Here is a 9,714-nt window from a genome sequence, read left to right on the forward strand (position 1 = left end):
GCCGCCACCGCCTGCAGACGTCCGCATCTCCGCGCCCTCGACGATGGACCCTGTGGCCGCGATCCTGGCCCGCGAGCCCGACGCCGGGAGGGCGGCGGTCGCCCTGATCGCCCTGACCAATGAGCGGTTCGCCGCCGGCGACCTGCCGGGCGCCGAGGCCGCCATCGCCGCCGCCGTCCAGATCGTCGAGACCCGGCTGGGGCAGGAGGCGTCACAGGTCGGCAGGCCGCTGGCGGTGCGGGCGCGATTGAAGCTCGAGCAGGGCGACTATGACGGCGCCCTGGCCGATATCGAGCGGGCGCTGGCCCTGCTCGACAAGGCGGCCGCAGCCGATCCCGTCGAACGGGCGACGCTGATCTATGACCGCGCCCGGGCCTATGACTTCCTCGGCCGCAACGAGGAGGCGGAGGCGGCGGCCCGGGCCAGTCTGGCTTTGCGGCGCGAGCATCTGGGGCCGGTGCACGAAAAGACCGCCGACAGCCTGAATCTGGTCGCCAACGCCCTGACCGCCCAGGGACGGCACGCCGAGGCCGATCCGCTCTACCGGCAGGTGCTGGGCATGTATGAGGTGCTGTACGGCCCCACCGACTATCACGTGGCCATCGTGCTCTCGAACCTCGGCAACTCCCTGCGCCGCACGGGACGGGCGCATCAGGCGGCGCCACTGTATGCGCGGGCGGTGGCCATTGCGGAACAGGCCAATGACCCCGTGCTGCTGGCCCAGTGCCTGACCAACCAGGGCTGGTTCCTGCATGTGACGGGGGACGGGGCGGGGGCCGAGCCGGCGTTCCGCCGGGCGCTGGAGCTGGCGCTGGAGATCGTCGGGCCGGACCATCCCTTCACCGGCAATGCGCGCGCCAATCTGGGCTACGCCCTGTCCGACCAGGGGCGCTGGGCCGAGGCCGAGGCGCCGTTCCGGGAGGGGCTGGCGGCCTATGAGGGCGGGGTCGGCCCCGACAGTCCGGACCTGCTGGAGACGATCGAGGGCTATGCCGCTGTGCTGGACCGGCTGGGCCGCGCGGATGAGGCGGAGGCCCTGTACCGCCGGGCCCTGGCCATCGCCTCGACCCGCCTGCCGCCCGCCCACGCCGACGCCATGGACGGCGCCTGGAAGCACGCCGGCTTCCTGATCCGCCGGGACCGCCCGGACGAGGCCCTGGCTCTGGTGCGGGCGGAGCTGGGCGACCTGCTGGGACAGGACGGACGGGGCCGCGACTGGCGCACCCGCGTGCGCGGCGCCCGGCCGCTGTTCGCCCGTCAGGTCGAGGCCGGCTGGGTCCTCGCCGCCCGCTGAAGCCGTCCGGTCTTTCGGCGCCGATTACGGCGCCGCGCCTTGACGCCCCCGTCCGCCGCCCCTATCTGCCCGGCCGTTAGCACTCTCGTGTACCGGCTGCCAAAGCCGCGCGGGAGGGCCCCAAGACACTCTCAGGGAGACAGACAAATGGCGTTTCGTCCGCTCGGCGACCGCGTGCTGGTAAAGCGCGTGGAAGAGGAATCCAGGACCAAGGGCGGGATCATCATCCCCGACTCGGCCAAGGAAAAGCCCCAGGAAGGCGAAGTCGTCGCCGTCGGCCCCGGCGCCCGCGATGAAGACGGCAAGCACGTCCCCATGGACCTGAAGGCCGGCGACCGCATCCTGTTCGGCAAATGGTCGGGCACCGAGGTCAAGCTGGAAGGCGAAGACCTGATCATCATGAAGGAATCCGACGTCCTGGGCGTGCTGTCCTAAGCACCCGCGTCTGATTTCCGTTTCAAAACCATAGAATTAGGAGCTGCCAGATGGCTGCCAAACAGGTTATGTTCTCCACCGACGCGCGCGAAAAGATGCTGCGCGGCGTCAACGTCCTGGCCAATGCGGTCAAGGTCACCCTCGGTCCCAAGGGCCGCAACGTCGTGATCCAGAAGTCCTTCGGCGCCCCGCGCTCGACCAAGGACGGCGTCTCCGTCGCAAAAGAGATCGAGCTGGAGGACGCCTTCGAGAACATGGGCGCCCAGATGATCCGGGAAGTCGCCTCCAAGACCAATGACAAGGCCGGCGACGGCACCACCACCGCCACCGTCCTGGCCCAGTCGATCGTCCAGGAAGGCCTCAAGGCCGTGGCCGCCGGCATGAACCCGATGGATCTGAAGCGCGGCATCGACAAGGCGGTCACCGCCGTCCTCGCCGACATCAAGGCCTCGAGCCGCAAGGTCAGCGCCAACTCCGAAATCGCCCAGGTCGGCACCATCTCGGCCAACGGCGACAGCGAAGTCGGCGACATGATCGCCAAGGCCATGGAAAAGGTCGGCAACGAAGGCGTCATCACGGTCGAGGAAGCCAAGACCGCCGAGACCGAACTCGACGTCGTCGAAGGCATGCAGTTCGACCGCGGCTACCTGTCGCCCTACTTCATCACCAACGCCGACAAGATGGAGGTCCAGCTCGAGGAGCCTCTGATCATGCTGCACGAGAAGAAACTCTCGTCGCTGCAGTCGATGCTGCCGATCCTGGAAGCCGTGGTCCAGAGCGGCCGCCCGCTGCTGATCATCGCCGAGGACATCGAGGGCGAGGCCCTGGCCACGCTCGTCGTCAACAAGCTGCGTGGCGGCCTGCGCGTCGCCGCCGTCAAGGCGCCTGGGTTTGGCGACCGCCGCAAGTCCATGCTGGAAGACATCGCCGTCCTGACCGGCGGCCAGGTCATCTCGGAAGACCTCGGCATCAAGCTCGAGAACGTCACCCTCGACATGCTCGGCAAGGCCAAGAAGGTCACCATCACCAAGGACGACACCACCATCGTGGACGGCGTCGGTGAGAAGGACGCGATCGAGGCCCGCATCGGCCAGATCAAGAAGCAGATCGAGGACACCACCTCGGACTACGACAAGGAGAAGCTGCAGGAACGTCTGGCCAAGCTGGCCGGCGGCGTCGCGGTCATCCGCGTCGGCGGCTCGACCGAGGTCGAGGTCAAGGAGAAGAAGGACCGCGTCGACGACGCGCTGAACGCCACGCGGGCTGCCGTTGAAGAAGGCATCGTCCCCGGCGGCGGCATCGCCCTGCTGAAGGCGACCAAGGCGCTGGACGGTCTGAAAGGCGACAACGCCGACCAGACCGCCGGCATCGCCATCATCCGCCGCGCCATCCAGGCCCCGATCCGTCAGATCGTCGAGAACGCGGGCGTCGAAGGCTCCATCGTCGTCGGCAAGGTGCTGGAAAACCCCTCGGCCACCTACGGCTTCAACGCCCAGACCGAGGAATACGTCGACATGATCCAGGCCGGCGTCATCGACCCCGCCAAGGTCGTGCGCACCGCCCTGCAGGACGCGGCCTCGGTGGCCGGCATCCTGATCACCACCGAAGCGGCCGTGGCCGATGCGCCGAAGAAGGCCTCGGCCGGCGGCGCCGGCGGCATGGGCGGCGGCGGCATGGGCGGCATGGGCGATATGGACTTTTAAGTCTGCGTCGCTCGGCGAGTTCTAGCTGAGACAGAAGGGGCGGCTCCGGGGACGGGGCCGCCCTTTTTGTTTGGGCGTGGCTCGCTACCGTCCCCTTGCGAAGGGTTAGCGTGCTGGACAAGGGAGCTTATCAAACTGATCCTGCCTCTCTAGCCGCGAATCGCTAGCCACAGGCGGAGGCCAGGCGTGGAAGCGCGCTGGATCAAGAGAAGCGCACACATGAGGCGTCTCCCCGACGGGGGTTCGACGTTCGTCAGGGAATGCTGGGTACTCCAGTTTTCAGACCCGGCCGCCGACAAGGGCCGCGCTTATCGCCATCCCTGTCCTCACTGCGGCGCGAAAATCGTCAGCGTGCACATGCCGAACGGCGGGTGGGCGCATTTCGAGGGGGCGTCAGGCTTGGGCAGCGTCAAGCATCCCTGTCTTCATCGCGGGGAAGGTCTATCGAAGGCAGCCGACGACAAGACTCGAGACCTATTTGATGACCGCGAAGTCTAAAGCAGGGATTTGTCAGCGGCACCCGCACTACGGGTCAGGAGTGTGGGTAGGTCGGCGTCTGCATACCCCTTGGCCTTAAGCACGAGCTTCGCTTGCGCCAACGCGTTGGAGATCGACTCGCCGGTACTCAGAGTTCGATAGAATTGCGCTGAGAAGTCACACGCCGCCACATCACCGATCGAATCGGACATCGCGATCACGACCGGCACCTCATCAAGAAATCGCTCGGCACCATCCACCGTATCGCAGGCGACTAGCATGAGCAGTTTCGGCTTGGCGCGCGTCGCACCGAGGACGCTAGCAATCATATCGAAGTCCAAGACCGTTCCGCCGTCTTCTCCCGCTTTCTCGTTGTCGAAAACCAAGGCTTGGCCGCCAGCATGGCCTGAGAAGTGGAGAACTGTGGGCCCAAAAGAGTTCAATGTGTCGAGCAAGGTAGGCAGCGTAGGTGCTGGTACGATTTTCAGGTCGACTTCGTTTGCCCGCGGGCTCAGCCGAATGCTCTCATCGATATAGCGGGCCTCCACCCCGGTTTGGAGTGAGGCGCGGCTGTCGGGGTTCGTAACTAGTAGAGCGATCTTGAGTTTCGCTCTGGCGCCACGAACACCGCTGGCCCTGGGAGCCACCGACCGCCGGGAAGCGGGCTTGACGAACGACACAGCTATTTCGACCGCCGTACGCCGTTTCGTGGGGACTTTCTTTGCCGCACTCGGATTATCCGCGTACCTCACGATTTTGTCGCGGTTCGCCCTCACCGGTTCCGCCTTCCCATAGAGAAAACGGCTACCGTCTTTTACTTGGCCTCCGTTCTCCACTCGGGTGATCAGATGATGCTTTGCAAGCTCGTCCAGCGCATCCTGTATGACTTGCGTGTTTCCTGTTTTGCTAAGCAGTTCGGCAATCTGCTTTCTGGAACGTGGCTTGGATCCGCGCCCGTAAATTAAATCGAATACGACGCGGCGATTTTTGCTGCGTCCCAAGTGCTTGGCGTACTGGAGGATGGTTTCCTCATAGTCCCCCGAGATGCTGACAACGGAAGCCTGCCTGCTCATTGTTTGTCCGGTTTCTTATCAGCCTTGGGGTTGGGCACCTTCTTTGACGCCATCATCCGGCTAACTGACGCCTGGCTTATCCCTAGAGCGTCACCAATCTTCGATTGGGAATAGCCACGCTCGGTGAGCTCGATCATTTTGATCTTTCGGATCATTTCTAGCTCAGAAAGGATTTTTTTTAGGGTTTCCTCTGTCATCCACCGGTCTCGGCTGCTGTCCCCTTTGATACGGCTTTCGTGATTCCTGTCGGCAGCATCCGGCTCATGGTTGCTTCACTAACGCCCAAGACCGCTGCGATCTGGCTTTGTTTCACGCCTTGCCGCAGGAGCTGGAGAATCATCAACATCTTCAGGGCGCGCAGCTCGTCCGCAACCTCATCTTTCTCTTTGGCCATCTAGGATTCCTTTCCGGCTTTTTTCTTTGCTTCGTAGATGGCTTGGCTGACTGACGCAGCAGAGGTGCCGACAATCGGCGCGACTTCCTTAGGCTCCAAACCAGCCTCCGAGAGAAAGATGATCTTCTCCTTCTTCGTGTGGAGGTGACGCACTGCAGACAGAGATTGGATTTTCACAAGCGTGCGCAGAACACCCATGAGTTCTTGATGGTTAGCATCACTCATCTGCGCCCACTCCTTTACCTGCAGCCGATTTCTTGTACTTCGCCATCGTGGCGCTCACAGTGCTCGGAGCAATCCCCAGTAGGTTGGCGATGTAGGTCGGCCCAAGGCCAGCACCGTAAAGAAAGGCAATCTTGTCGCGCTGGGTGGCCATCCCTTTGATCGCGAGTGCGGCTTGGATCTTGATCAGGGTGTCCATCTTGTCGTTCAGCGACACCAACGGGTCTGGCAAACTCATTTCTTCGTTTCCTTTTTGATGAGCGCTTCGGGAAGCGGGTACACGTGCAAAGGGCGCGTTTCGCGGTTCTCCCTCACGCGAATTATGATTCCCTCGTCGATCCACCGGCTGATCGTCTTGCTGAAATTTCCTTGATCGAACCCGAGCTCCTTCGCGATCTCTGCCTGGGTTCTCGTGCCGTCACACAGATTGAAGGCGCGATGCTGCTTCTCTCCTGCGTTGATAATTTCAAGGATTCTGGCTGGCGAGAAGGTCTGTCGCGCCACCGTCGCCAAAATCGCTCGAAGAAAGGTTTCCTGGATCTCCATGGCTCACGCCACCCCATTTTGGCACTATTGGGAATCGAGTGCTATTCAGTCTGCATATTCCTTTCGACACATTAATCAATCTGCATAACGACGATTGTTGATCGATTTCGGTCAGAAAAGCCTTTGTGCACAGCTGTTTTGCGGTGGGCACGTCACATCCGGTACGTCGCCGTACGACAAGCGAAAACGCAATTTCTATTCCTCGTGAATAGATTTCGATATCCTCGCGGACGCTGGAAGCCCGTTTGTCGCCACGCAAGTTGTTGAGAACAAATGCGAAACGTACGCGCGCACCAAATATCAATGCGATAACTTCCGCGGGTGCCGGCCTTGCGGGCGTCTTCAGAGCTATACGCGCCAAACAATGGGGGGAGCGGATGGGATCGCTCCCACGGGCGGTCCAGAACCTTCCTTCCCCTCGTAGGTATGGAGACGTAGGTGGGCCACCCGCCCCGGCGCGCCTCAAGGACGCTGCGCGCCGCTCGCGCGGCAGGCCGGGACGGCCTGGCTTTGTTGGCAAGAGCCGGTCGCTGGCGCGACCGGGGGGACCCGCGCCGGGTCGGGCGACCGGGGCTGGGCGTGGCGGGCGCGCGGGGCGCGCCGACTTGATGGGAAAGAGGGAGCGGGGTGATCGCGCTCTCCCTCCCCCTCGGGGGAGGGTGGCTGAGCCGCAGGCGAAGCCGGGTGGGGAGGGCTCGGCGACGGGAGCGCGGCTGTGTCGCCGGGCCCTCCCCACCCTGTCGTCGCTGCGCGCCGACATCCCTCCCCCGGAGGGGGAGGGAGAGGGGCTGGTGTGGGCGGCTTATTGCGCCGGGCGGACTTCGACCGGGAGGCCGAGGGCTTCCAGCTGGGGCTGGACGACCGAGGCGTCGCCGACGACGACCCAGACGAACTGGTCCGGATTGATGGCGGCGCGGGCGGCGGCGTCCATGTCGGCGGCGGTCAGGGCGCGGGTGCGGCTGGCCAGGGTCTCCTGATAGTCGTCCGGGCGCCCGTAGAGGGCGTTGGAGCGCAGGGCGCCGAGGATCTGGCCCGAGGTCTCGAAGCCGCCGGCCAGGCCGCGGGTGTCGCCGTTGACGGTGCGCTCCAGCTCGGCGGGGGTGACGCCCTCGGCGGTCAGGAAGCGCTCGTACTGGGCGATCAGGGCGGCGATGGACTCGCCCGTGCGATTGGCCTGGACCGGGGCGTTGACGATGTAGGGGGCGCGGTGCTGGAGGGCGTTGACCGAGCCGCGCACGCCGTAGGACCAGCCCTTGGTCTCGCGCAGATCGGCGTTGATCCGGCTGAGGAAGTCGGTGCCCAGAACGCTGTTGGCGGCGGTCAGGGTCAGCAGGTCGTCCGTGCCGGAGACGGGCAGGACCGCGCCGCCGTAGATGATCGACTGCGGCGACTGCGGCCGGTCGATCAGGACGATGCGGGCGGTGGTGGCGGGGATGTCGGCCGGGAAGGCCTTGGTCCCGCGCGGGGCGGCCGGGGCCCGCCAGTCGCCGAAGGCCCGCTCGAGCCGCTGGGTGATGTCGGCCAGGGGCAGGTCGGAGACGACGAAGATGCGGGCGTTGTCGGGGCGGACCCATTGCGCATGTTCGGCGATCAGGTCCTCGCGGGTGAGGGCGGTGATCGTCTCGGGCGTGCCCGTGCCGTTGAAGGGCCGGCCGTAGGGGTTGGTCTCGCCATAGATCAGGGCCGGCAGGGCGCGGGCGGCGATGGCGGCGGGCTGGGTGCGCTCATTGGCCAGGGCGGCGAGGCGCTGGGCGCGCAGACGCTCGACCTCGGCCGGGGCGAAGGCCGGGTTGCGCACCATGTCGGACAGCAGGACCAGCGAGGGGTCGAGGTTGGTGGTGACGGCGGTCAGGCTGGCGGCGGTGCGGTCCATGGAGGCGCCGAGATTGACCGAGGCGCCGAGCCGCTCCTGGGCCTCGGCCAGGGCGTTGGAGTCGCGGCTGGTGGTGCCCTCCTGCATGAGGTTGAGCATCATCGAGTGGACGCCGAGGGCGTTGGCGTCGTCGGCCGCATAGCCGGCGTCGAACTCGACGGCGACGCGGGTGACCGGGACGGTGGTCGACTGCGCATAGACGATCTCGACGCCGTTCGAGAGGGTCGCGCGCTGGACGTCGGGGAAGTCGATGTTGGGGACGTCGCCGATGGTCGGCATGGGATCGCGGGCGACGCGCTGGATCTCGGCGGCGGGAACGGGCGTGGCGCCCGGGGGGGCGGCGGCGGCCTCGACATAGGCCTCGCGCTCGCCGGGCTCGACGATCTGGCTGTAGACCGGGCGGGACAGCCAGCGCTGCATGGCGGCCTGGACCTGGGCCGGGGTGACGGCGGCGTAGGCGGCCAGCTGGGTGCGGTAGAAGTCGGGATCGCCGGCGTAGAGCTGGCCCTCGGCGAGGGCGGAGGCCTTGCCGTTGACCTGTTCCAGACCCTGGATGGTGCGGGCGGCGTACTGGGTGACGACGCGGTCGATCTCGTCCTGGGTCGGGCCGTTGGCCATCAGGTCGGCGAGGACGGCGTCCATGCGGGCCGCGACGGCCGCGGCGTCGCCGCCGGGCTTCACATTGGCCGAATAGGAGAAGAAGCCGAGGCGGTGGAAGGCCTGGGCCCCGGCGCTGACCGAGGAGGCGGTCTGGTCGCCGCGGACCAGGGCGTTGTCGAGGCGCGAGGAGGCGAGGCCGCCGAGGATGGAGGCGCCGACGCTGAGCGGGACGGCGTCCGGATCGAGCAGGCCGGGCACGACCCAGGCGCGGCTGACACGGGTCTGGGCGACGCGGTCATGCAGCACTTCCTCGACCGGGGCGGCGAGGGTCGGGATGTCGGCGGCGGCGGGGACGTTGACGGGGCCGCGCGGGATGGCGCCGAAATAGCGGTCGGCGAGGGTGCGGGCGGTCGCCTCGTCGATGTCGCCCGACAGGACCAGCACGGCGTTGTTGGGGCCGTAGTTGTCACGGAACCAGTTGCGCACGGTCTCGAGGCTGGCGGCGTCGAGGTCGGCCATCGAGCCGATGGTCGAGTGGCGATAGGGATGGCCGACGGGGAAGAGGGCGTCCTGCTGGGCGTAGCCGGACAGGCCGTAGGGCTGGTTGTCGCGCTGGCGCTTCTCGTTCTGGACGACGCCGCGCTGCAGGTCGAGCACCTCCTGGCCGACCTGGCCGAGCAGATAGCCCATGCGGTCGCTCTCGAGGAACAGGGTCTGCTCCAGGGCCGGCGTCGGCACGGTCTGGAAATAGTTGGTGCGGTCGAACCAGGTGGTGCCGTTCAGGCCGGTGGCGCCGGCGGCGCTCATGGCCTGGATGTGGCTGGTCGGGGAGTTCTCGGAGCCGCCGAACATCAGATGTTCGAACAGGTGGGCGAAGCCGGTCGAGCCGGCCGGTTCGTCCTTGGAGCCGACATTGTACCAGATGGACACGGCGACCACGGGGGCCTTGCGGTCCTCATGGACGATGACGGTCAGGCCGTTGTCGAGCTGGAAGCGCGACCAGGGAATGTCGACGCGGGCGACCAGATCGGCGACCGGGGCGCCCTGCAGCGGCGCGGCCTGGGGCAGGGCCGGCGCGGCGGCGACGGCGACGGGCG

At 66.1% G+C, this 9,714-nt stretch carries 10 protein-coding genes; 3 read left to right on the forward strand and 7 right to left on the reverse strand.

Going from position 1 to position 9,714, the window contains the following annotated elements:
- The 3 genes from QQJ79_RS13635 to groL form a co-directional block, all read left to right on the forward strand.
- A partial coding sequence (locus QQJ79_RS13635; RefSeq protein ID WP_284223464.1) for a tetratricopeptide repeat protein occupies nt 1-1,294 on the forward strand: 1,294 nt, incomplete at its 5' end.
- A 147-nt stretch (nt 1,295-1,441) separates the two neighbouring features.
- Nucleotides 1,442-1,729, forward strand: a complete 288-nt coding sequence (gene groES, locus QQJ79_RS13640; protein WP_284223465.1) for a co-chaperone GroES — start codon at nt 1,442-1,444, stop codon at nt 1,727-1,729.
- A 50-nt stretch (nt 1,730-1,779) separates the two neighbouring features.
- Nucleotides 1,780-3,432, forward strand: a complete 1,653-nt coding sequence (groL, locus tag QQJ79_RS13645) for a chaperonin GroEL (RefSeq protein WP_284223466.1) — start codon at nt 1,780-1,782, stop codon at nt 3,430-3,432.
- Between the two features lie 494 nt (nt 3,433-3,926).
- Here the strand turns inward: groL and QQJ79_RS13650 are convergent, their stop codons facing one another.
- From QQJ79_RS13650 to QQJ79_RS13680, 7 genes are all read right to left on the reverse strand, one after another.
- A complete protein-coding gene (locus QQJ79_RS13650) occupies nt 3,927-4,982 on the reverse strand; it encodes a CHAT domain-containing protein (protein WP_284223467.1) in 1,056 nt (351 codons plus the stop codon).
- Nucleotides 4,979-5,179 carry a helix-turn-helix domain-containing protein gene (locus tag QQJ79_RS13655; protein WP_284223468.1) on the reverse strand — a complete coding sequence of 67 codons (201 nt, stop codon included), beginning with the start codon at nt 5,177-5,179 and terminating at the stop codon, nt 4,979-4,981. The genes QQJ79_RS13650 and QQJ79_RS13655 overlap by 4 nt, the downstream gene beginning before the upstream one ends.
- Nucleotides 5,176-5,376: a helix-turn-helix domain-containing protein gene (locus QQJ79_RS13660; RefSeq protein ID WP_284223469.1), complete on the reverse strand. Its 201-nt coding sequence runs from the start codon at nt 5,374-5,376 to the stop codon at nt 5,176-5,178. Before QQJ79_RS13660 ends, QQJ79_RS13655 begins: the two co-directional genes overlap by 4 nt.
- Nucleotides 5,377-5,601 (reverse strand): hypothetical protein, encoded by a 225-nt coding sequence (locus tag QQJ79_RS13665; protein ID WP_284223470.1) that lies wholly within the window; start codon nt 5,599-5,601, stop codon nt 5,377-5,379.
- Nucleotides 5,594-5,836 carry a hypothetical protein gene (locus QQJ79_RS13670; protein ID WP_284223471.1) on the reverse strand — a complete coding sequence of 81 codons (243 nt, stop codon included), beginning with the start codon at nt 5,834-5,836 and terminating at the stop codon, nt 5,594-5,596. Before QQJ79_RS13670 ends, QQJ79_RS13665 begins: the two co-directional genes overlap by 8 nt.
- A complete protein-coding gene (locus QQJ79_RS13675; RefSeq protein ID WP_284223472.1) occupies nt 5,833-6,144 on the reverse strand; it encodes a MarR family transcriptional regulator in 312 nt (103 codons plus the stop codon). The genes QQJ79_RS13670 and QQJ79_RS13675 overlap by 4 nt, the downstream gene beginning before the upstream one ends.
- An 802-nt stretch (nt 6,145-6,946) precedes the next feature.
- Nucleotides 6,947-9,714, reverse strand: a 2,768-nt coding sequence (locus QQJ79_RS13680) for a M16 family metallopeptidase (RefSeq protein WP_284223473.1), incomplete at its 5' end; no start/stop codon positions are given.

Origin of the sequence: Brevundimonas denitrificans (assembly GCF_030160755.1) — a bacterium.
Classification (GTDB): Bacteria; Pseudomonadota; Alphaproteobacteria; order Caulobacterales; family Caulobacteraceae; genus Brevundimonas; species Brevundimonas denitrificans.